This window comes from Citrobacter sp. CF971 (genome assembly GCF_006385635.1).
Lineage (GTDB): Bacteria > Pseudomonadota > Gammaproteobacteria > Enterobacterales > Enterobacteriaceae > Citrobacter > Citrobacter freundii.
The window spans coordinates 1,903,169-1,925,043 of record NZ_CP041051.1; the positions used below are offsets into that span (position 1 = coordinate 1,903,169).

Annotated in this window: 21 protein-coding genes; 16 read left to right on the top strand and 5 right to left on the bottom strand. The window is 53.7% G+C overall.

Going from position 1 to position 21,875, the window contains the following annotated elements:
* Positions 1–252: 252 nt before the first annotated feature.
* From rimJ to murJ, 4 genes are all read left to right on the top strand, one after another.
* Positions 253–837, top strand: a complete 585-nt coding sequence (gene rimJ, locus E6P06_RS12550) for a ribosomal protein S5-alanine N-acetyltransferase (RefSeq protein WP_003832145.1) — start codon at positions 253–255, stop codon at positions 835–837.
* 34 nt (positions 838–871) lie between these two features.
* Positions 872–1,519 carry a YceH family protein gene (locus E6P06_RS12555; protein ID WP_139935289.1) on the top strand — a complete coding sequence of 216 codons (648 nt, stop codon included), beginning with the start codon at positions 872–874 and terminating at the stop codon, positions 1,517–1,519.
* Between the two features lies 1 nt (position 1,520).
* Entirely contained in the window at positions 1,521–2,444 is a 924-nt protein-coding gene (locus tag E6P06_RS12560; protein WP_048216625.1) for a Gfo/Idh/MocA family protein, read from the top strand.
* Between the two features lie 222 nt (positions 2,445–2,666).
* Positions 2,667–4,202, top strand: coding sequence for a murein biosynthesis integral membrane protein MurJ (gene murJ / locus E6P06_RS12565; protein WP_003036176.1), 1,536 nt, complete (start codon positions 2,667–2,669; stop codon positions 4,200–4,202).
* Positions 4,203–4,287: 85 nt separating this feature from the next.
* Here murJ and flgN read toward each other — a convergent pair whose 3' ends face one another.
* The 3 genes from flgN to flgA form a co-directional block, all read right to left on the bottom strand.
* Positions 4,288–4,710: a flagella biosynthesis chaperone FlgN gene (gene flgN / locus E6P06_RS12570; RefSeq protein WP_016149928.1), complete on the bottom strand. Its 423-nt coding sequence runs from the start codon at positions 4,708–4,710 to the stop codon at positions 4,288–4,290.
* Positions 4,711–4,713: 3 nt separating this feature from the next.
* Positions 4,714–5,007: a flagellar biosynthesis anti-sigma factor FlgM gene (gene flgM / locus E6P06_RS12575; protein ID WP_003036183.1), complete on the bottom strand. Its 294-nt coding sequence runs from the start codon at positions 5,005–5,007 to the stop codon at positions 4,714–4,716.
* 93 nt (positions 5,008–5,100) lie between these two features.
* Positions 5,101–5,760: a flagellar basal body P-ring formation chaperone FlgA gene (gene flgA / locus E6P06_RS12580; RefSeq protein WP_139935290.1), complete on the bottom strand. Its 660-nt coding sequence runs from the start codon at positions 5,758–5,760 to the stop codon at positions 5,101–5,103.
* A 157-nt stretch (positions 5,761–5,917) separates the two neighbouring features.
* Here flgA and flgB point away from each other — a divergent pair, with 157 nt between their 5' ends.
* The 11 genes from flgB (at position 5,918) to flgL (ending at position 15,769) form a co-directional block, all read left to right on the top strand.
* On the top strand, positions 5,918–6,334 hold the full coding sequence (flgB, locus tag E6P06_RS12585; protein ID WP_003836763.1) for a flagellar basal body rod protein FlgB: 417 nt from the start codon (positions 5,918–5,920) through the stop codon (positions 6,332–6,334).
* A 3-nt stretch (positions 6,335–6,337) separates the two neighbouring features.
* The gene (flgC, locus tag E6P06_RS12590; RefSeq protein WP_003036191.1) at positions 6,338–6,742 is read left to right on the top strand and encodes a flagellar basal body rod protein FlgC; all 405 of its coding nucleotides are present in this window, start codon (positions 6,338–6,340) and stop codon (positions 6,740–6,742) included.
* 11 nt (positions 6,743–6,753) lie between these two features.
* Positions 6,754–7,452 (top strand): flagellar hook assembly protein FlgD, encoded by a 699-nt coding sequence (flgD, locus tag E6P06_RS12595; protein ID WP_003836761.1) that lies wholly within the window; start codon positions 6,754–6,756, stop codon positions 7,450–7,452.
* A gap of 26 nt (positions 7,453–7,478) precedes the next feature.
* On the top strand, positions 7,479–8,690 hold the full coding sequence (gene flgE, locus E6P06_RS12600) for a flagellar hook protein FlgE (RefSeq protein WP_003836758.1): 1,212 nt from the start codon (positions 7,479–7,481) through the stop codon (positions 8,688–8,690).
* Between the two features lie 20 nt (positions 8,691–8,710).
* Positions 8,711–9,466, top strand: a complete 756-nt coding sequence (locus E6P06_RS12605; RefSeq protein WP_003036200.1) for a flagellar basal body rod protein FlgF — start codon at positions 8,711–8,713, stop codon at positions 9,464–9,466.
* Between the two features lie 13 nt (positions 9,467–9,479).
* Entirely contained in the window at positions 9,480–10,262 is a 783-nt protein-coding gene (gene flgG, locus E6P06_RS12610) for a flagellar basal-body rod protein FlgG (RefSeq protein WP_003036202.1), read from the top strand.
* A gap of 57 nt (positions 10,263–10,319) precedes the next feature.
* Positions 10,320–11,018 carry a flagellar basal body L-ring protein FlgH gene (gene flgH / locus E6P06_RS12615; protein WP_003836756.1) on the top strand — a complete coding sequence of 233 codons (699 nt, stop codon included), beginning with the start codon at positions 10,320–10,322 and terminating at the stop codon, positions 11,016–11,018.
* 33 nt (positions 11,019–11,051) lie between these two features.
* Positions 11,052–12,128 carry a flagellar basal body P-ring protein FlgI gene (locus tag E6P06_RS12620; RefSeq protein WP_139935900.1) on the top strand — a complete coding sequence of 359 codons (1,077 nt, stop codon included), beginning with the start codon at positions 11,052–11,054 and terminating at the stop codon, positions 12,126–12,128.
* Positions 12,128–13,078 carry a flagellar assembly peptidoglycan hydrolase FlgJ gene (flgJ, locus tag E6P06_RS12625; protein WP_003836755.1) on the top strand — a complete coding sequence of 317 codons (951 nt, stop codon included), beginning with the start codon at positions 12,128–12,130 and terminating at the stop codon, positions 13,076–13,078. The genes E6P06_RS12620 and flgJ overlap by 1 nt, the downstream gene beginning before the upstream one ends.
* 64 nt (positions 13,079–13,142) lie before the next feature.
* Positions 13,143–14,801 (top strand): flagellar hook-associated protein FlgK, encoded by a 1,659-nt coding sequence (flgK, locus tag E6P06_RS12630; protein ID WP_016149929.1) that lies wholly within the window; start codon positions 13,143–13,145, stop codon positions 14,799–14,801.
* 14 nt (positions 14,802–14,815) lie between these two features.
* Positions 14,816–15,769 carry a flagellar hook-associated protein FlgL gene (gene flgL, locus E6P06_RS12635; protein WP_139935291.1) on the top strand — a complete coding sequence of 318 codons (954 nt, stop codon included), beginning with the start codon at positions 14,816–14,818 and terminating at the stop codon, positions 15,767–15,769.
* 77 nt (positions 15,770–15,846) lie between these two features.
* Here flgL and E6P06_RS12640 read toward each other — a convergent pair whose 3' ends face one another.
* Positions 15,847–17,046, bottom strand: a complete 1,200-nt coding sequence (locus tag E6P06_RS12640) for an MFS transporter (RefSeq protein WP_139935292.1) — start codon at positions 17,044–17,046, stop codon at positions 15,847–15,849.
* Positions 17,047–17,067: 21 nt separating this feature from the next.
* Between E6P06_RS12640 and E6P06_RS12645 the strand changes: the two genes are divergently transcribed.
* Positions 17,068–18,093, top strand: a complete 1,026-nt coding sequence (locus E6P06_RS12645) for a LysR family transcriptional regulator (RefSeq protein ID WP_044700682.1) — start codon at positions 17,068–17,070, stop codon at positions 18,091–18,093.
* A 40-nt stretch (positions 18,094–18,133) separates the two neighbouring features.
* Here the strand turns inward: E6P06_RS12645 and rne are convergent, their stop codons facing one another.
* Positions 18,134–21,397, bottom strand: a complete 3,264-nt coding sequence (gene rne, locus E6P06_RS12650; RefSeq protein ID WP_139935293.1) for a ribonuclease E — start codon at positions 21,395–21,397, stop codon at positions 18,134–18,136.
* Between the last annotated feature and the right edge of the window lie 478 nt (positions 21,398–21,875).

The window sequence follows — 21,875 nt, forward strand, 5'->3', positions numbered from 1 at the left end:
CCAGGGAAAAACTCGTCACTCTGGATAGAGTTTAAAAGATAAGCACCTCCTATTCTGCGGTGTCGTCATCGCTTTTCCCACCCTTCGCGGGACAATATTTTTTTATCAAAAGTCCGTCTTGATAGAGAGTTTTCATCAAAATGTGTGAATAATTCAAAAAATGGCATTTTGCTCTTTTCACAGGGTGTATTCGCACAGGTATAGTAATGCGAATAGCGTATTGAAGACGTTACGGGAAGGAGTAGGTATAGAATGTTTGGCTATCGCAGTAACGTGCCAAAAGTGCGCTTAACCACGGACCGCCTGGTCGTGCGTTTAGTGCATGAGCGTGATGCCTGGCGTCTGGCAGATTATTACGCAGAAAATCGTCATTTCTTAAAACCCTGGGAACCTATTCGCGATGAAAGCCACTGCTATCCGTCCGGCTGGCAGGCGCGTCTCAGCATGATCTCTGAGTTTCATAAACAGGGCACCGCTTATTATTTTGCGCTGCTCGATCCGGACGAAAAAGAGATTATCGGCGTTGCGAACTTCTCAAACGTGGTGCGGGGATCCTTCCATGCCTGTTATCTCGGCTACTCCATTGCGCAGAAATGGCAGGGGCAGGGGCTAATGTATGAAGCCTTAACTTCGGCCATCCGTTATATGCAGCGCACGCAGCATATTCACCGCATTATGGCTAACTACATGCCACATAATAAGCGCAGCGGTGACCTGTTGGCGCGACTGGGTTTTGAAAAAGAAGGGTATGCCAAAGACTACCTGCTGATTGACGGGCAGTGGCGCGATCACGTGCTGACGGCGTTGACCACATCAGAATGGACCCCCGGCCGCTAAGTTTCAGATGCAGCCATGATTAATGGAGAAGACGATGAAATACGAATTAACCGCCACCGAAGCACGAGTGATTGGCTGTTTATTAGAAAAACAAGTGACAACGCCGGAACAGTACCCACTCTCCGTTAATGGAGTCGTAACAGCCTGCAATCAAAAAACGAATCGTGAACCGGTGATGAACCTGTCGGAATCGGACGTGCAGGAGCAATTAGATAACCTGGTTAAGCGACATTTTCTGCGCACGGTGAGCGGCTTTGGCAATCGCGTCACGAAATATGAGCAGCGTTTCTGCAACTCTGAATTTGGCAATCTGAAGCTTAGTGCCGCAGAGGTGGCCGTAATCACTACACTGCTGCTGAGGGGCGCTCAGACGCCTGGTGAATTGCGTAGTCGCGCATCCCGTATGTATGAATTCAGCGATATGTCCGAAGTGGAATCGACACTGGAAAATCTGGCAACCCGGGAAGATGGGCCTTATGTGATCCGCCTGGCGCGCGAGCCGGGCAAACGTGAAAGTCGCTATATGCACCTGTTTTGCGGTGAGGTTGATGGAGCCATTGCCGCGGCAGATCAACTCCCTGCAGCCTCCGGTGATCTGCAGGCACGCGTGGAAATGCTGGAAACGGAGGTCGCAGAACTTAAGCAGCGACTTGATTCATTGCTGGCGCACCTGGGAGACTAACGTGAATAAATTACGTATCGGCGTTGTCGGCCTTGGCGGTATTGCGCAAAAGGCCTGGCTACCCGTGCTGGGCACCTCCGCAGACTGGACGCTGCAAGGCGCCTTTTCACCTTCGCGCGATAAAGCACAGCGTATCTGTGATACCTGGCGGATACCCTACGTGGATTCACTGATGAATCTGGCGCAAACCAGCGACGCGGTTTTCGTCCATTCCAGCACCGCGACTCACTATGCGGTCGTCAGTGAATTGCTGAATGCCGGAGTTCACGTGTGTGTGGATAAGCCGCTGGCGGAAAACCTGCGTGAGGCTGAGCAACTGGTGGAACTGGCCGCGCGGAAAAAACTCACGCTGATGGTCGGGTTTAACCGCCGGTTTGCACCGCTGTACCAGGATCTCAAAACCCAGTTGAGCACCGCAGCGTCTGTACGTATGGATAAGCACCGTACGGATAGCGTTGGGCCGCACGATCTGCGTTTCACTTTGCTGGACGACTATCTGCACGTAGTCGATACCGCATTGTGGCTGGCGGGAGGGCAGGCGCAGTTAAATAACGGCACGCTGCTGACCAATGAATCTGGTGCGATGCTTTACGCCGAGCACCATTTTTCTACCGGTCAAATGCAGATAACGACCAGTATGCATCGCCGTGCCGGTAGCCAGCGTGAGAGCGTGCAGGCGGTGACGGACGGTGGCCTGATTGACGTAACTGATATGCGGGAATGGCGGGAAGAGCGTGGGCAAGGTGTTGTTCATAAGCCGATAGCGGGCTGGCAAACGACCTTAGAACAGCGTGGTTTTGCCGGATGTGCGCGTCATTTCATTGAGTGCGTGCAAAATCAGACGGTTCCCCAGACGGCAGGCGAGCAGGCGCTACTGGCCCAGCGTGTTGTTGAAAAGCTGTGGCGGGAGGCGATGGCTGAATAACCCCCTGTAACATCTGGCGGTAGTAATTCATTGTAATCCAGGTACTATATGCCCACTCAAAATAACACCTCTTTTCAACCATAGGCTGATTTGTCGGCCTGATAAGGCGCTACGGTGTCGCCATCAGGCACAGCAAAAGTGTCGGATGGCGGCGAAAATGCCTTATCCGACCTACGGGCAGGTTTGTCGGGGTTTTGCCTCAGAGTCTGGAATACAACATAGATGAATTTATTAAAGTCGCTGGCAGCCGTCAGCTCGATGACGATGTTTTCACGTGTGCTGGGTTTTGCGCGTGATGCGATTGTCGCCAGAATCTTTGGTGCAGGGATGGCGACAGATGCCTTTTTTGTGGCATTCAAACTTCCTAACCTGCTGCGCCGAATTTTTGCCGAAGGCGCATTTTCGCAGGCGTTTGTGCCGATTCTTGCTGAGTATAAAAGCAAGCAGGGGGAAGATGCTACCCGCGTGTTTGTTGCCTACGTTTCCGGACTGTTGACGCTGGCGCTGGCTGTGGTGACGGTAGCCGGGATGTTGGCTGCGCCATGGGTGATTTTAGTTACCGCGCCGGGGTTTGCCGACACAGCGGATAAATTTGCGCTGACTACTCAACTGCTGCGGATCACTTTTCCCTATATTCTACTGATTTCACTGGCCTCACTGGTTGGTGCGATCCTTAACACCTGGAACCGCTTTTCTATTCCTGCGTTTGCCCCGACTTTTCTGAATATCAGCATGATCGGTTTCGCGCTGTTTGCGGCCCCTTATTTTCATCCGCCAGTGCTGGCGCTGGCGTGGGCCGTTACCGTGGGTGGCGTGCTACAGCTGATTTATCAGCTTCCGCATCTGAAGAAAATTGGCATGCTGGTACTGCCGCGTGTGAACTTCCGCGATGCGGGGGCGATGCGCGTCGTCAAGCAGATGGGCCCGGCGATCCTTGGGGTATCAGTTAGCCAGATTTCACTGATTATCAATACGATTTTCGCCTCGTTTTTGGCCTCTGGCTCAGTTTCGTGGATGTACTATGCCGACCGTCTGATGGAGTTTCCGTCTGGTGTGCTTGGCGTAGCGCTGGGGACTATCCTGCTGCCATCGCTGTCCAAAAGCTTTTCCAGCGGTAATCATGATGAGTATTGTCGCCTGATGGACTGGGGCCTGCGCTTGTGTTTCCTGTTGGCATTACCGAGTGCCGTAGCGTTGGGTATTCTGGCCAAACCGCTGACGGTGTCTCTGTTCCAGTACGGTAAATTTACCGCCTTTGATGCCGCGATGACCCAGCGTGCGCTGGTGGCGTATTCGGTAGGTTTGATTGGCTTGATCGTAGTGAAAGTGTTGGCTCCGGGCTTTTACTCGCGCCAGGATATAAAAACGCCAGTGAAGATTGCCATTGTGACGCTGATTATGACCCAGGTGATGAACCTGGCGTTTATCGGGCCGTTAAAGCATGCCGGGCTGTCGCTGTCGATTGGTCTGGCGGCGTGTCTGAACGCTTCACTGCTGTACTGGCAGTTGCGTAAGCAGAAAATCTTCACCCCGCAACCGGGCTGGACCTGGTTCCTGGCGCGACTGGTGATTTCCGTGTTGGTGATGTCGGCGGTGCTGGTTGGGATGCTCTACATCATGCCAGATTGGTCGCAGGGAACGATGTTGTGGCGCCTGCTGCGTCTGATGGCGGTCGTGGTGGCAGGTATTGCTGCTTACTTCGCAGCACTCGCTGTACTGGGCTTTAAAGTAAAAGAGTTTGTGCGCCGGACGGCATAAAGAATCAATGCCGGATGGCGGCATAACGCCGTATCCGGCCTACAAAAAGCGTAGGCCTGATAAGCAAAACGTTATCAGGCTTGCATCAGATAGAGAATTTTTTCCCGCCGCGGTGCGCAGCTGAAGTTTGACCGTTTGCGCCATACAACGCCGGTTCCTGGTGCGGTTTCAGCACTTGTATTGCTTGTTGATTACGCTCGATCTGCCCTTCCAGCAGCCAGCCATTGTGCTGGTTGAGGTCACGTAAGTGCTGTGTTTTCATGGTGATGGTCTGCCAGCGTTCAGCAATTTCATCATTAGCGCTGCGCGTGGCGTCATGCTCCTGACGGCGCTGCTGCTCCAGATAATCAAGGGTCGCCAGCAAAGAGCTTTTTTCTTCTGTAATACGCTGTAGCTGGCTGCCGTTGATATGGCCTGCGGAAAGCTGCTGCTGTTCAGCATCCATTACCGTTTTCAGGTCATTGAGGACGGTCGTCATCTGGTCAAGTATTTCTGACAAACGAGTCATACTTTATTTACTCTGTAGGTAGCTCTGCGCCTCGCGAATCAGCGAGTCGGCAATTTTTCCGGTATCCATTTTCAATTCACCGTTACGGATTGCGGTTTTCAGTGCTTCCACGCGTTCCATATTGATGTCATTGGTGCCGGGCTGCATCAGTTTGGCCTGGGCGTCGCTCAGCATGACGCTAGTGCTGGTGGTCGCGGTGGTTTTTTCCTTCTGCGCTTTTTGTACCGGCGCATCGCTGGTTTCACGCGGCTGAACGGTGCTTACTGGCTTCAATGGTGAGGTACGATCAATGCTCATTTTATTTTTCCTCATCGAGGGGTTACGCTATAGCGGCCCGCTGTAATCATTGGTTGTTTATCTATCGGCACACGCTAAAAAATCTTTAACCTATTATAGGTTAATAAGAATATTCCCATCAGAATCGACGACGCCGCTCACCACCTGGCCTGAAATCATCCGCACTCGCGCATTCTGTGCGACAGCGGCGTTGTTCAGCGCTTTACCTTCGGCATTAACCCGAAAGCCATCTCCGTTGGCAATAACCAGCACGCGCTGACCGGCCTTGATCCGCCATGCCTGGCGCAACATCGAAAGCTGTATCGGTTGGCCCGGGACCAGATCGCGCAGGCTCACAGCATCCTGCACCTGACTCATATCCAGCACCGCGCGCGGCGGTAGTTGGTCCAGTCGACCACGTTTCAGCGTTACGCTGGCTGGGGTCAGGGTGCTACCTCGCGCTACAGGCGCGGCGGCTACTACGTAGTTTCCCATCGCCTGGACGTTCACCTGCAGATAACGTTTTTCGTTGGCACAGCGAGCCAGCACATTCACATTACCCCACAGTTTCGCGCTACCTGACACGCTTAATGCCGGTTGCTCACAGCTCGGCAATAAGTTTGGCGACGTTCGGATAGTGACCACCACCTCATCGCTAAATCCGGCCAGGCGCTGGGAAAACCATGCCGTTAGCTGCGAATTCAGGTCTTGCGCCAGCGTCATAGGGCTGAACAGCAGTGCTGCCACGACTATTCCACGTTTAAACGTTTGCATCAAAACCTCGCGCTTTTTCAGGTAGTGGCAGGATTTTACCTGTGTGACGCAGTCATCAACGCAACAAATAGCGACGCATTTTGCGTTTATTCCGGCGATAACGCGCGCGTAATGGGATTTAAGCTGTCGGCTGAATTTTGTCATTTGCGGAGGAGATATGCTCGATAAGCTCGACGCCGCCTTACGTTTTCAACAGGAAGCGCTGAATTTGCGCGCCCAACGCCAGGAAATATTGGCGGCCAACATTGCCAATGCCGACACGCCGGGGTACCAGGCGCGTGACCTGGATTTCGCCAGTGAATTAAAAAAAGTCATGGTGCGAGGACGGGAACAAACCGGCGGCGTTTCGTTGACGCTGACCTCTGCACAACACATTCCGGCCCAGACCGTTTCTTCGCCGTCTACGGAGCTGCTCTACCGTATTCCTGACCAGCCATCTCTTGATGGCAACACGGTGGATATGGACCGGGAGCGCACGCAATTTGCAGACAACAGCCTCAAGTATCAAATGGGGCTGACCGCGCTGGGTGGGCAAATCAAAGGCATGATGAACGTGCTGCAAGGAGGGAACTAATTCGTGGCGCTGTTAAATATTTTTGATATCGCAGGTTCTGCGCTGACGGCTCAGTCTAAACGCCTGAACGTCGCGGCCAGTAACATGGCGAATGCGGATAGCGTCAGCGGGCCCGACGGTCAGCCGTATCGCGCGAAACAGGTTGTTTTTCAGGTAGATGCTGCGCCAGGTGCGGCTACCGGTGGCGTAAAAGTTGCTGACGTCATTGAAAGTCAGGCGCCGGATAAGCTGGTTTATGAACCCGGTAATCCGCTGGCCGATGCGAATGGCTACGTAAAAATGCCGAATGTGGACGTTGTTGGCGAGATGGTCAACACCATGTCTGCCTCACGTAGCTATCAGGCAAACGTCGAAGTGCTCAACACCGTGAAAAGCCTGATGCTCAAAACGTTGACGTTAGGCCAGTAAAGGAGGCGCATATGTCTATTGCTGTAACCATGAATGACCCGAGCAATGCAGGCGTTAAAGCTGCCACCGGGAATAGCTCCCTGACGGGCAGCAATGCCGCTGACCTGCAAAGCAGCTTTCTGACGCTGCTGGTTGCACAACTGAAAAACCAGGATCCTACCAACCCGCTGCAAAACAACGAACTGACTACCCAGTTGGCGCAAATCAGTACCGTGAGCGGGATTGAGAAACTGAACACCACGTTAGGGTCGATCTCCGGGCAGATCGACAACAGTCAGTCGCTGCAGGCCAGTACGCTGATTGGCCACGGGGTCATGATCCCGGGTACTACCATCCTGACCGGTAAAGGGACGGAAGAGGGTGCCAAAACCACGACAACACCTTTTGGCGTTGAGCTGCAGCAACCGGCAGATAAGGTTACCGCAACCATTACCGATAAAGACGGCAAAGTGGTACGCACCATTGACATTGGTGGATTGAAAGCGGGCGTTCATACCTTTACCTGGGACGGCACCATGACCGATGGCACGGATGCACCAAGCGGTTCTTACAACGTGTCAATTGCTGCCAGCAATGGCGGAACGCAACTGGTGGCACAGCCGCTTCAGTTTGCGCTGGTGCAGGGCGTTATTCGCAGTAACGGCGGTAATACGCTGGATCTTGGCACCTATGGAACCACCACCCTCGACGAAGTACGGCAGATAATTTAAGCCTTCACACTTATCAGGAGTAAGTCATGGCCTTTTCTCAAGCGGTCAGCGGTCTGAACGCTGCAGCGACCAACCTCGATGTCATTGGTAACAACATCGCCAACTCCGCCACCTACGGTTTTAAATCCGGTACGGCATCTTTTGCCGATATGTTCGCCGGTTCTAAAGTGGGTCTGGGCGTTAAAGTTGCGGGTATTACCCAGGACTTTACCGACGGCACCACCACCAACACCGGCCGCGGGCTGGATGTTGCTATCAGCCAGAACGGTTTTTTCCGCATGGTAGACAGTAACGGTTCTGTTTTCTTCAGCCGTAACGGTCAGTTCAAACTCGATGAAAACCGCAATATCGTTAATATGCAGGGGCTGCAACTGACGGGCTATCCGGCTACCGGTACACCACCGACAGTTCAGCAGGGTGCAAACCCGGGGCCGATTACGATCCCCAACACATTGATGGCGGCACAGGCAACCAGCAAGGCCTCAATGCAGATCAACCTCAACTCATCGGATAAAATCCCGACAACGACAAAGTTTGATCCGAAAGATGCTGACAGCTATAACAAAAAAGGCCCCGTCACCGTTTATGACAGTCTGGGAAATGCCCACGAAGTTAACGCCTATTTTGTAAAACAGCCTGATAACAAATGGGCTGTCTATACCGTTGATAGCAGTGATCCTAAGGCTGCTGTACCAACCGCACCGACGTCCACGCTGGAATTTGATACTAATGGAGCTCTAATCGGCGGCGGTACATTCAATATCACCACAGCTGCGCTCAATGGCGCACCGGCTGTCACCTTCGCAATGAGTTTCCAGAACTCCATGCAGCAGAACACAGGTGCCAACAACATTGTTGCCACTAAACAGGACGGCTACAAACCAGGCGATCTGGTGAGCTACCAGATTAACAATGACGGTACCGTAGTCGGCAACTACTCCAACGAACAGCAACAGGTTCTAGGACAGATCGTGCTGGCAAACTTTGCCAACAACGAAGGTCTGGCGTCTCAGGGCAACAACGTCTGGGCGGCCACTCAGGCCTCCGGTGTGGCGCTGCTGGGTACCGCGGGTACGGGTAACTTCGGCAAGCTGACCAACGGGGCGCTTGAAGCGTCAAACGTGGATTTGAGTAAAGAACTGGTGAATATGATTGTCGCCCAGCGTAACTATCAGTCGAATGCGCAGACCATCAAAACCCAGGATCAAATCCTCAACACGCTGGTCAACCTGCGCTAAGCGCCTGACGGGATGGCTTAATGGATCACGCAATTTATACCGCCATGGGCGCGGCCAGTCAGACGCTGAATCAACAGGCGGTGACGGCCAGCAACCTGGCAAACGCCTCCACGCCAGGGTTTCGTGCACAGCTCAATGCACTGCGCGCGGTTCCTGTAGAAGGATTGTCTTTACCGACGCGTACGCTGGTCGTGGCCTCCACACCGGGGGCCGATATGACACCGGGTCAGATGGACTATACCTCCCGCCCGCTGGATGTGGCGCTGCAACAGGATGGCTGGTTGGCTGTGCAGACCGCGGATGGTAGCGAAGGATATACCCGTAACGGTGCTATTCAGGTAAGCCCAACGGGTGAACTGACTATTCAGGGACACCCGGTAATTGGCGAAGCCGGACCGATAGCCGTACCGGAAGGTTCAGAAGTCACCATTGCGGCGGACGGGACAATTTCTGCACTTAACCCTGGCGATCCGGCTAATACGGTCGCGCCAGTGGGGCGGCTGAAGCTGGTGAAGGCGACAGGGATCGAAGTGCAACGTGGCGATGACGGTATGTTCCGTCTGACCCAGGCCGCACAGGCTACCCGTGGTGCGACGTTACAGGCCGACCCCAGTATCCGTGTGATGTCGGGCGTGCTGGAAGGCAGTAATGTTAAACCGGTTGCTGCGATGAGCGACATGATCGCCAACGCCCGCCGCTTTGAAATGCAGATGAAAATTATCAGTAGCGTGGATGATAACGCGGGCCGCGCCAACCAACTGCTGTCGATGAGTTAATACAGGACATTTTATGATCAGTTCATTATGGATCGCCAAAACCGGCCTGGATGCGCAGCAAACCAACATGGATGTGATTGCCAACAACCTGGCAAACGTCAGCACCAACGGATTTAAGCGCCAACGCGCCGTGTTTGAAGATCTGTTGTACCAGACGATTCGTCAGCCTGGCGCACAGTCTTCTGAACAAACCACGCTGCCGTCTGGTTTGCAGATTGGTACCGGTGTACGTCCGGTTGCAACCGAGCGTTTACACAGCCAGGGTAACCTGTCGCAGACCAACAACAGTAAAGATGTGGCGATTAAAGGCCAGGGCTTTTTCCAGGTCATGTTGCCCGATGGTACGTCCGCTTATACCCGCGACGGTTCTTTCCAGGTGGATCAGAACGGCCAGTTGGTGACGGCGGGTGGTTTTCAGGTTCAGCCCGCCATCACCATTCCGGCTAACTCGCTCAGTATCACCATTGGACGCGACGGTATTGTCAGCGTGACCCAGCAGGGACAGGCGGCGCCTGTTCAGGTCGGGCAGCTTAACCTGACAACATTTATGAACGATACCGGTTTGGAAAGCATTGGTGAGAATCTGTACACCGAAACGCAGTCATCCGGTGCGCCGAACGAGAGCACGCCGGGGTTGAACGGCGCGGGTCTGCTGTATCAGGGCTATGTTGAAACCTCTAACGTCAACGTGGCGGAAGAGCTGGTAAACATGATCCAGGTTCAGCGCGCTTACGAAATCAACAGTAAAGCGGTATCGACCACCGATCAGATGCTGCAAAAACTGACGCAACTCTAAAGTGGAGTCCGGTGGGGTGAAAACCTCACCGGCACACTGATTTTGAAGATGACCGCAATGCGAAAATACGCGCTTCACCCATACCCTATTTTAGCCCTGCTGGTGGTTTCACTAACAGGATGTGCCTGGATCCCGGCCACGCCCCTCGTGCAGGGTGCGACGACTGCCCAGCCCGTTCCAGGTCCAACGCCGGTGGCGAATGGCTCAATCTTCCAGTCGGCACAACCGATTAACTATGGTTATCAGCCACTCTTTGAAGACCGTCGTCCACGCAATATTGGCGATACGCTGACCATCGTATTACAGGAAAACGTCAGCGCGAGCAAAAGCTCTTCGGCGAATGCCAGTCGCGACGGCAAGACAAACTTTGGCTTTGATACCGTACCGCGCTATCTGCAAGGTCTGTTCGGTAACGAACGTGCCGACGTAGAAGCCTCAGGCGGTAACTCCTTTAACGGTAAAGGCGGCGCGAATGCCAGAAATACCTTCAGCGGTACGCTGACCGTAACGGTCGATCAGGTACTGGTGAATGGCAACTTACATGTCGTGGGTGAAAAACAGATTGCCATAAATCAGGGCACTGAATTCATTCGCTTCTCCGGGGTCGTTAACCCGCGCACCATCAGTGGCAGCAACTCCGTACCGTCAACCCAGGTTGCGGACGCGCGTATTGAGTACGTCGGAAACGGCTACATCAATGAAGCGCAAAATATGGGCTGGTTGCAGCGTTTCTTCCTTAACTTGTCGCCGATGTAAGCGAGGTACCCGGTGTTTAAATTTTTTGTTGGAATGGCACTGGTGCTGGTAACCGCCTTCGCGCATGCCGACCGTATTCGTGACCTGACCAGCGTGCAGGGCGTGCGGGAAAACTCGCTGATAGGCTACGGGCTGGTGGTAGGTCTGGATGGCACAGGTGACCAGACCACCCAGACGCCGTTTACCACGCAAACGCTCAATAACATGCTTTCGCAGTTGGGGATAACCGTGCCAACTGGCACCAATATGCAGTTGAAAAACGTGGCGGCGGTAATGGTCACCGCGCAGTTCCCGGCCTTTGGTCGTCAGGGGCAAACTATTGACGTTGTAGTCTCTTCCATGGGTAACGCTAAAAGCCTGCGCGGCGGAACGCTGCTGATGACTCCGCTGAAAGGGGTCGATAGCCAGGTATATGCGTTGGCGCAGGGGAATATTCTGGTTGGCGGTGCGGGCGCAGCTGCGGGTGGCAGCAGCGTGCAGGTAAACCAGCTCAATGGCGGACGCATTACCAACGGCGCGACCATCGAACGTGAATTACCCAGCCAGTTCGGCGGCGGTAACACCATTAATCTACAGCTGAATAATGAAGATTTCACGATGGCACAGCAAATTACCGACACTATTAACCGCTCGCGTGGTTTTGGCAGCGCAACGGCGTTGGATGCCCGCACTATTCAGGTGCGCGTGCCAAGCGGCAACAGCTCGCAGGTGCGTTTCCTTGCTGATATCCAGAATATGGAGGTGAACGTCACGCCGCAGGACGCTAAAGTGATTATCAACTCGCGCACCGGATCTGTCGTCATGAACCGCGAAGTAATGCTGGATAGCTGTGCCGTGGCACAAGGCAACTTGTCGATCACGGTGAACCGCCAGGCGAACGTCAGCCAGCCGGACACACCGTTTGGCGGTGGACAAACCGTAGTGACGCCACAAACTCAGATTGACCTGCGCCAAAGCGGTGGTTCGCTGCAAAGCGTGCGTTCCAGCGCCAACCTGAACAATGTTGTGCGTGCGCTGAATGCGCTGGGAGCAACGCCGATGGATTTGATGTCCATTCTGCAATCGATGCAGAGCGCGGGTTGCTTACGCGCCAAACTGGAAATCATCTAATGATTGGTGACAGCAAACTGCTGACCAGTGCCGCCTGGGATGCGCAATCTCTGAACGAACTGAAAGCGAAAGCGGGTCAGGACCCGGCGGCGAATATCCGCCCGGTCGCCCGTCAGGTTGAAGGGATGTTCGTGCAAATGATGTTGAAAAGCATGCGTGAAGCGTTACCGAAAGATGGCGTGTTTAGCAGCGATTCAACGCGCTTGTATACCAGCATGTATGACCAACAAATTGCGCAGCAGATGACCGCAGGCAAAGGTCTGGGGCTGGCTGAAATGATGGTCAAGCAGATGACTGAAGGGCAAGCGCAACCTGCGGATGACGCGCCGCAGGTGCCGATGAAGTTTTCACTGGAAACGGTGACCAGCTATCAAAATCAGGCACTGACGCAACTGGTCCGCAAAGCCATCCCCCGGGCGACAGAAAGTAATGATCAGCCGCTGTCAGGTGACAGCAAAGACTTCCTCGCCCAGCTGTCACTGCCGGCTAAGCTGGCCAGTCAGCAGAGCGGGGTCCCGCATCATCTGATTTTGGCGCAGGCGGCGCTGGAGTCCGGATGGGGGCAGCGACAAATTCGTCGCGAGAATGGCGAACCGAGTTTCAACATTTTTGGCGTGAAGGCTTCGGGAAGCTGGAAAGGTCCAACCACTGAAATCACCACCACTGAATATGAGAACGGTGAGGCGAAAAAGGTGAAAGCCAGATTCCGTGTCTATAGCTCTTACCTTGAGGCGTTGTCGGATTATGTCGGTCTGATATCCCGTAACCCGCGCTATGCGGCGGTGACCGCTGCCGCGACCGCCGAACAGGGGGCGCAGGCATTGCAAAATGCGGGTTACGCCACAGACCCTAACTATGCACGTAAATTAACCAGCATGATCCAGCAGTTGAAATCGATGAGCGAAAAGGTGAGTAAAACCTACAGCACGAATCTCGATAATCTCTTTTAAATAGCTCAAGTCTACCGACCTGCTGCCGATAATAACGAGTATTGAAGGATTACAAGGAACCTCCATGTCCAGCTTGATTAATAACGCGATGAGTGGACTCAGCGCAGCGCAGGCCGCGTTGAATACTGCCAGTAATAACATCTCCAGCTATAACGTTGCCGGATATACCCGACAAACAACAATTATGGCGCAAGCGAACAGCACGCTGGGTGCGGGGGGCTGGGTAGGCAATGGCGTCTATGTTTCTGGTGTACAACGTGAATATGACTCCTTTATCACTAACCAGTTGAGAGCAGCGCAGAACCAGAGCAGCGGTCTGACGACGCGCTATGAGCAAATGTCAAAAATCGATAATCTGCTCTCCAGCAAAACCAGCTCTATTTCGACCTCAATGCAGGGTTTTTTTACCAGCCTGCAGACGCTGGTCAGTAACGCCGAAGATCCGGCGGCGCGCCAGGCGCTGATCGGCAAAGCGGAAGGTTTAGTCAACCAGTTCAGAACAACCGACCAATATCTGCGGGATCAGGACAAGCAGGTAAACACGGCGATTAAGGCCAGCGTTGACCAGATCAACAATTACTCGAAACAGATTGCTAACCTTAACGACCAGATTTCCCGTATGACGGGCGTCGGCGCGGGGGCATCGCCGAACGATTTACTCGACCAGCGCGACCAGTTGGTGAGTGAACTGAACCAAATTGTCGGCGTGGAAGTCAGCGTGCAGGACGGCGGGACTTACAACGTGACCATGGCGAATGGCTATTCGCTGGTGCAGGGCAGCAACGCTCGCCAACTGGCGGCAGTCCCTTCCAGCGACGATCCCTCTCGCACGACTGTCGCTTATGTTGACGGCGTGGCCGGAGAAGTTGCCATCCCGGAAAAGCTGATCACGACCGGTTCGCTGGGCGGGCTGTTGACGTTCCGTTCGCAGGAACTCGACCAAACGCGTAATACCCTTGGTCAGTTGGCCCTCGCTTTTGCTGATGCGTTTAACACGCAGCACAAAGAAGGTTTTGATGCCAACGGCGACCCGGGCAAAAACTTTTTCGATATTGGTGGCCCGGCAGTCCTTAGCAATACGACGAATAAAGGGACCGGTGCGCTTGATGTTAAAATAACGGATAGTTCGTCGGTGCAAGCCACAGACTATAAAATTACGTTTGATGGTACTGACTGGCAGGTAACTCGTCTGGCTGACAATACCAGCTTTAAGCCGACCGTCACTGGCGGAAAAATGTCGTTTGATGGGCTGGAAATCACTGTCAAAAATGGTGCGCTGGCAAATGACAGCTTTACGGTGAAACCCGTGGGTGACGCCATTATCAATATGAAAGTGGCGGTGACCGATGAGTCGAAAATCGCCATGGCAGAAGTATCCAAAAACGACCTTGATCCGAATGTTGATAAAGGCAAAAGCGATAACCGTAACGGTCAAAAGCTGCTGGATCTGCAAACCAAGTCTACCGTCGGTGATAAAACGTTTAATGATGCCTACGCTACGCTGGTGAGCGATGTCGGGAACAAAACGGCGACGCTGAAAACCAGCGCCACTACTCAGAACAACGTGGTAACGCAGCTTTATAAGCAGCAGCAGTCTATTTCCGGGGTTAACCTCGATGAAGAGTACGGAAATTTGCAGCGTTATCAACAATATTACCTGGCTAACGCGCAAGTTCTGCAAACTGCGAATGCGCTGTTTGATGCACTGATCAATATTCGCTAAGGGAGAGGGAGACTATGCGTATTAGCACCCAGATGATGTACCAGCAGAATATGCGCGGCATCACTAACTCTCAGGCGGAATGGATGAAGTTCGGCGAGCAGATGTCGACGGGTAAACGCGTGATCAATCCATCTGACGATCCGATTGCCGCCTCGCAGGCCGTAGTACTTTCGCAGGCTCAGGCGCAGAACAGCCAATACACACTGGCGCGCTCATTCGCGACGCAAAAAGTATCGCTGGAAGAGAACGTGCTGAATCAGGTGACGACGGCGATCCAGACCGCGCAGGAAAAAATCGTTAGTGCGGGAAACGGTACGTTAAGTGATGATGACCGTGCATCGTTGGCCACCGACCTGCAGGGGATCCGCGATCAACTGATGAACCTGGCGAACAGCACCGACGGTAATGGGCGCTACATTTTTGGCGGATATAAAACAGAATCTGCACCGTTTGCCCAGGCTGATGGCGCTTACAGCGGCGGTACGACAAACGTCACCCAGCAGGTTGATGCCTCCCGGACCATGGTGATTGGTCATACCGGTGATAAAGTCTTCGCCAGTCTGACCAGCAACGCTGTGCCGGAGCCAGACGGCGGTACCCAGGAAAAGAATGTGTTCAAAATGTTGGATACTGCTATTGATGCGCTTAAGACACCGGTTGAGGGCAATGATGCGGCAAAAGCTACTGCCACTGCAGCCATCGATAAAACCAGCCGAGGTCTTAAAAACTCGCTGAATAATGTGCTGTCCGTGCGTGCAGAATTAGGCACGCAGCTTAGCGAATTGAGCTCGCTGGATTCACTGGGCGCCGATCGTGCATTGGGGCAAACTCAGCAGATGAGTAATCTGGTGGATGTCGACTGGAACGCCGCGATTTCGTCTTACGTGATGCAACAAGCCGCACTACAGGCATCGTATAAAACGTTTACTGATATGCAGGGAATGTCGCTGTTCCAGCTTAACCGGTAACGATCCATTTTGAACATATCATGAAACTGGGTATGTTTGTCTGCCCGCTCCTTTAACACCCCGGAGCGGGCATTTTTTTAGGCAACCGACGGCTTACTAAGCGACGGGTTCCCCGTCAGTCTTATGACCAACGCGATCGCACTGCTGAATGTTGCCAGCGTCACCACTCCTTCCCAGTTGGCAAGCGCATAGACCTGACTCCCGAGAACGGAACCCAGCGCCATACCGATAAACACCATCGTAAACAGCAGAGCGTTCAATCGTCCTCGTGCCTGAGGCTCCAGGCTATAGACCAGGTTTTGGTGGGCAACCAGGCTGGATTGCAATCCGAGATCAAAACCTACCGCCGAAAGGGCGATAAGCAGCCACTGCCCCTGAACGGGCAGGGCGGGTAACAAAAACATCAGTGCGAAAGATACCGTTACCAGCAAAGCACCCAATTGCGTCACTTTTGCTGCACCCACTTTATCGGCAAGATGGCCCGCCATCGGTGCAGCAAGCGCTCCGGCTGCTCCCGCGATACCAAAAGCACCCGCTATAGCGCTACCCAGGTGGTAATGCTCAGATAACATCACCGCCAGCGTAGACCAGAAGGCGCTAAAAGCAATGGACAGAAAGCCTTGTGCCAGTGCTGCGCGGCGCAAGGTGGAATATCGTTGCCAAAGTTGCACCATCGAGAGCATTAATGATGGATAGCTCAACGTGGAATGGACCGTAAAACGAGGCAGTACTTTCCACATAATCGTGGTAATTACGGCAATACTGACGGCAGCAAGTTGGTACATCTCACGCCAGCCAAACGCCTCACCGACCAGCCCACTGACGGTACGTGAGAGTAAAATTCCCAGCAGAAGGCCCGTCATTACGGTGCCCACCGTTTTTCCCTGTTTGCCTTCGGGCGCCAGTATTGCCGCCGCAGGCACAATATCTTGTGCCATGGTTGCCGCCATGCCCATCAACAGGCTCACTATTAACAGTGAATGCAACTGCCCGGTAAAGCTGCATGCCAGAAGCAGCACAGCAAGAGAGATACTTTTCAGCAGGATTAATGTCCTGCGGTCATAACGATCGCCCAATGGCAATAAAAACAAAATACCCAGCGCGTATCCCGCCTGGGTCAGCGTCGGGACCAACCCCATGCCGGTAATACTTAAGTTCAGATCCTGACCCATTAAAGGCAGAAGGGGTTGAGCATAGTAGATAGCAGCGACACTGAATCCGGCACCTACTGCCAGAACGAAAGTGACCCAACGGGAAAGTGCGGTAAATGTGTTCACAGATGATTCCTCAATCACAGGATGTGCGGCTATTTTTATCCTTCAGCGAGTGGCGTGGTAGCGAGCGCAGTGGTAAAACAGTTATACGTCAGACGTATGATGAAACTGAAAATGATAAAAAATGAGCGTATAGACAGGGTGGAGCTGATGCGTACGTTTGTACGTATTGTCGAAGCAGGATCGCTTTCGGCAGCGGCAAAACAGATGGGGACAACGCAAGCGACCGTAAGCCGACGGTTGCAATCCCTGGAAACCCTGCTGGGTGTGAAACTGATCATGCGTACCACGCATGCGATGAAATTGACCGACGACGGCGAAAGAGGCTACCAGCATGCCAAGAAGATTATTGATGCCTGGCTGGCGCTGGAAGATGGACTTAATGTCACAGAAGATGAACCTGTGGGGACGTTGCGAGTCCGTGCACCGCATGCGTTCGGGCAACAACAACTGCTTGAGCCGCTTTTGCAGTTTCTTTCGCGCTATCCCCAGGTAGCAGTAGAGTGGATGCTCAACGATAAAACCGTTGATTTTCTGAGCGATAATATTGACTGCGCTATCAGGGTTGGTGCCGAGGTGGATCCGGCCACGGTTGCCGTTTTACTGGCTGAAGTTCCCCGTAGTATGGTGGCGAGCCCTGGGCTGCTGGAACAATACGGCGAGCTTTCTCATCCTGAGCAGTTATCAGCGCTGCCCTGGATTGCCGTGAATACGTTTTATCAACATAGCGTTTCGTTGTTGCACCAATTGCGTAATGAGCCAGTCACGTTGAATATTTCACCCAGATTAAGTACCGACAGTATTTATGTCGCAAGGAATGCCGCGCTGGCGGGGTTGGGAGTGACTATTGTTTCAAGTTGGATGGTGGCGGAGGATATTGCCAACGGACGTCTGGTTGCGTTGCTACCTGAGTGGCATGCGGCGCCGTTGCCTGTACATTTGGTTTATCCGTGGGCGCGTTACTATCCGATTCGCTTACGCAAGTTTCTGGACTTAATGAAGGATGTTATGCCGCAGCTGACGGGGATGAAAGGAGTAGATCAGATATAAAAAAGCCGACCCGAAGGCCGGCTTTGATATTGATTATGGCTTACTCGACAGGCTGAGGACGTGTTGCTGGCGCAGTCGCTTGATGCGTTGCACTGTGTCCACCAGCGGCACCTTTGCCTTCAAAGGCGAATGCCGGACGCTGCCAGTCGCTATGACGCGGCGCTTCTGGCACATATTCCGGTGCCGGGGCGCGGGTCATCGGTGCGGTCGCATGGCTGTGAAGGTGTTCAGCATCAACACTGGCTGCGACAACTTCAGGTTTAACGACAGTCGCTTCTACAATTGGCGCTGCAACAACTTCCTGCGGCGCAGCAACCTCTTCAACAACTGGCGCTGTTTCCACAACTTCGGCAATCTCTTCAACCACTTCTGGCTGGGAAATAACAACCTCTGCAGGCTCTTCAACAACCGGCGCAGTCACAACGTCAGCCACAGGTTCGGCTTCAGCGGCGATTTCTTCTGCAACGGGCGCATCAGATGCAGCGATAATTTGCGGTTGTTCCTCGACCGGGGTCGCAATGACTTCCGGATGCGTGGTTTCAACCTGTGTGGTTTCAACAACGGCGGCCTGAGGCTCAGCTACGACAATCTCTGGCTGCACGGCTTCAACTGGCGCAGGGGCATCCACAATGTGTTCCACGGCAGCAGCAGCAACCTGAGGCTCTACGGCGACAGGTGCGGCTTGTTGCTGGACCATTTCTTGTTCGCGCTGTTCTTCAACCTGCTGATCCTGAGGACGTGCGACAGGGTAGCGGATCCAAACTTTACCGGACGCTAATTCAGGAGATGCACAGGCGACCGTTAACGGCATTGGTGACTGAACCGGATAACGCTCGTCACGGTAACGACGACGACGCTGTCCACTGACGCGCAGATGGCGAGGGGAGCGACGGGAACGACGCGGCATACCATTGGAGTCACGCGCGTCGCTGTTGTCTTCCTGCTCAGTCGCAACGACGGCTGGCAGATCAACTTTCGCCAGTTCGGTGCGTTGTGCTGGTGCAGGCTGTTCTGTTGGCTGAGCGGCAGAGGTTTCAGCAACTACTGCGGCAGTTGCCACTTCGGTTTCAACCGCCGGGCTGTCAGTGAAACGCACTTTCTGAGTCAATTGACGCTGTTTACGGCGAGTCTGAGGCTGACGTACGCGCTCTTCCTGCTCGGCATCCTGCACAGGTTGTTCAGCCTGGTTCAGCTCTTTAACTTCCTGCTGAGCCTGACGCTTGTCATCGTTACGACGGCGGTTGCGTTCGCGACGCGGAGCCTGCTGCTCATCGCCAGATTTCGCTTTGTCTGCAACGTCAGTAGTTTGCTGGCGGTTATCGCGAGCTTCCGCATTTTGCTGCTGTGACTGACGACGGTTACGGCGGTTATCTTCACGGTTTTCGCCGTTTTCTGAACGTTCGTTACGGTTGTCACGGTCACCGCGATTATCCCGGTTATCACGACGATCGTTACGGTCGCGACGATTGTTCTGACGCGGTTTACGACGATCCTGCTGGCGTTCGGTTTTCTCTTCAGCTTTCGGCGCAGGTTGTTCAACCGGCTTCACTTCTTCGCTACCACCGAAGATGGACTTCAGTGCGCCAAAGAAACGGCTAATCAAACCGGGCTGTTCGGCAACGGCTGCGGTCGCTGCCGCAGCTTTAGGCGCGGCGGCTTTCGCGGCAGGTTCCTGCAGAGCAGGAGCTGGCGGAACGTCTGGCATGGCGAAGGTGGCCAGCGCCGGTTGCTCAGGCTGTTTACGCTCGACGTACTCTTCTTCCGTCGGCAATGCCATTGCCTCTTCATGCAGTTTCGGCAGTAGATAGCTCAGGGTCGGGGTTTCTTCCCCTTTACGTACGCGCAGCACAGAATAGTGCGGGGTTTCCATCTGATCATTTGGCACGATCACACAGCGCACGCCATTCTGACGCGTCTCGATTGCATTTACCGCGGTACGCTTTTCGTTGAGCAGGTAGGAAGCGATCGGCACAGGAACAATAGCGTGTACTTCCTGCGTATTTTCTTTCAGTGCTTCTTCTTCGATCAGACGCAGAATAGACAGCGACAGTGATTCGTTATCACGTACGGTACCGGTGCCGGAGCAGCGCGGGCACACGTGATGGCTGGATTCACCCAGTGACGGGCTCAGACGCTGACGGGACATTTCCAGCAGACCGAAGCGAGAAATATGGCTGATCTGAATACGCGCTCTGTCCTGGCGTACGGCCTCGCGCAGACGGTTTTCAACCGCGCGCTGGTGACGAACCGGTGTCATATCAATGAAGTCGATTACAATCAGACCGCCGAGGTCGCGCAGACGCAGCTGACGTGCAATTTCATCGGCTGCTTCAAGGTTGGTGTTGAACGCTGTTTCTTCGATGTCGCCGCCGCGGGTTGCGCGTGCGGAGTTGATATCGATAGCGGTCAGTGCTTCAGTGCTGTCGATAACGATTGAGCCGCCGGACGGCAGACGCACTTCGCGTTGGAACGCGGACTCAATCTGAGACTCGATCTGATAGTGGCTGAACAGCGGGATTTCGCCGGTGTACAGTTTGATTTTGCTGCTGAAATCCGGACGACCCAGCGCGGCGATGTGCTGACGCGCCATCTCCATGACTTTTGGGTTGTCGATGAGGATTTCGCCGATGTCCTGGCGCAGATAGTCGCGGAAGGCACGCACGATAACGTTGCTTTCCTGATGGATCAGGAACGGAGCAGGGCGGCTGTCAGCGGCTTTTTGAATCGCTTCCCAGTGCTTCAGGCGGAAGCTTAGATCCCACTGCAGCGCTTCGGCGGATTTGCCTACACCTGCGGTACGCACGATAAGCCCCATGCCATCAGGCAGTTCCAGGCTTGCCAGCGCTTCTTTTAATTCGGTACGGTCGTCGCCTTCAATGCGACGGGAGATGCCGCCCGCGCGCGGGTTGTTCGGCATCAGAACCAGATAACTACCCGCCAGGCTGATAAAGGTAGTCAGCGCAGCGCCTTTGTTGCCGCGTTCTTCTTTATCGATCTGAACGATGACTTCCTGACCTTCACGCAACACGTCTTTAATGTTGGGACGACCATGGGAGTTGTAGTTAGCGGGAAAGTATTCGCGGGCAATTTCTTTTAACGGGAGGAAACCGTGACGTTCAGCGCCGTAATCAACAAAAGCAGCTTCCAGACTCGGTTCAATACGGGTAATTTTGCCTTTATAGATGTTGGCTTTTTTCTGTTCGTGTCCAGGACTTTCGATATCCAGATCGTACAGACGTTGCCCATCTACAAGGGCGACACGCAACTCTTCCTGCTGAGTCGCGTTAATTAACATTCTTTTCATCGTAACTTACTCATTATTCTTACATTGACGACTAAGCTGCGGGCAGAGTAATGCCTTTCCGGGTGTGAACCGATGGCCTCGTGTCTATTCGCGTCGCCAACCTCACGGTTATCGTCAGCTCAAAGAGGCGCAGAGTGTCGGTTGCCTGTATTTCATACGGAAACACAGCGCAATTATCAGGGGAACAGTCTGGGTGTTACTCTCCAGAGAAGCTTCCATTGTGCTTGTCGTCTTTCACGCTGTCGGTGCGTTGGCTTTATCTTCTCACCCTGGTCACTTACAGGAGTAAGAACCTGGGGGTATCCAGACTTGCCGCCTTCCTACAATGTGAAATCCATAGAGCACTTACCGGTAAGGACTGCAACCCGCAGCCCGCTAACTGCCTGAAAGATCAATACGTCTTACGCCATTGCTGCGTTGATGATCGGTCGGGCAAAATTGGGTCATTCCGGAAAAGTTCTTGTTTTAACAAGATTCA

Excerpts from the sequence above, each read along its gene's own strand:
- flgG (WP_003036202.1), top strand. The coding sequence starts at position 9,480 with ATGATCAGTTCATTATGGATCGCCAAAACCGGCCTGGATGCGCAGCAA.
- flgB (WP_003836763.1), top strand. The coding sequence starts at position 5,918 with ATGCTCGATAAGCTCGACGCCGCCTTACGTTTTCAACAGGAAGCGCTG.
- E6P06_RS12555 (WP_139935289.1), top strand. The coding sequence starts at position 872 with ATGAAATACGAATTAACCGCCACCGAAGCACGAGTGATTGGCTGTTTA.
- flgM (WP_003036183.1), bottom strand. The coding sequence starts at position 5,007 with ATGAGCATTGATCGTACCTCACCATTGAAGCCAGTAAGCACCGTTCAG.
- flgJ (WP_003836755.1), top strand. The coding sequence starts at position 12,128 with ATGATTGGTGACAGCAAACTGCTGACCAGTGCCGCCTGGGATGCGCAA.
- E6P06_RS12605 (WP_003036200.1), top strand. The coding sequence starts at position 8,711 with ATGGATCACGCAATTTATACCGCCATGGGCGCGGCCAGTCAGACGCTG.
- flgK (WP_016149929.1), top strand. The coding sequence starts at position 13,143 with ATGTCCAGCTTGATTAATAACGCGATGAGTGGACTCAGCGCAGCGCAG.
- E6P06_RS12620 (WP_139935900.1), top strand. The coding sequence starts at position 11,052 with ATGGCACTGGTGCTGGTAACCGCCTTCGCGCATGCCGACCGTATTCGT.
- rimJ (WP_003832145.1), top strand. The coding sequence starts at position 253 with ATGTTTGGCTATCGCAGTAACGTGCCAAAAGTGCGCTTAACCACGGAC.
- murJ (WP_003036176.1), top strand. The coding sequence starts at position 2,667 with ATGAATTTATTAAAGTCGCTGGCAGCCGTCAGCTCGATGACGATGTTT.
- E6P06_RS12645 (WP_044700682.1), top strand. The coding sequence starts at position 17,068 with ATGTGCGGCTATTTTTATCCTTCAGCGAGTGGCGTGGTAGCGAGCGCA.
- flgA (WP_139935290.1), bottom strand. The coding sequence starts at position 5,760 with ATGCAAACGTTTAAACGTGGAATAGTCGTGGCAGCACTGCTGTTCAGC.
- rne (WP_139935293.1), bottom strand. The coding sequence starts at position 21,397 with ATGAAAAGAATGTTAATTAACGCGACTCAGCAGGAAGAGTTGCGTGTC.
- flgE (WP_003836758.1), top strand. The coding sequence starts at position 7,479 with ATGGCCTTTTCTCAAGCGGTCAGCGGTCTGAACGCTGCAGCGACCAAC.
- flgD (WP_003836761.1), top strand. The coding sequence starts at position 6,754 with ATGTCTATTGCTGTAACCATGAATGACCCGAGCAATGCAGGCGTTAAA.
- flgL (WP_139935291.1), top strand. The coding sequence starts at position 14,816 with ATGCGTATTAGCACCCAGATGATGTACCAGCAGAATATGCGCGGCATC.
- flgN (WP_016149928.1), bottom strand. The coding sequence starts at position 4,710 with ATGACTCGTTTGTCAGAAATACTTGACCAGATGACGACCGTCCTCAAT.
- flgH (WP_003836756.1), top strand. The coding sequence starts at position 10,320 with ATGCGAAAATACGCGCTTCACCCATACCCTATTTTAGCCCTGCTGGTG.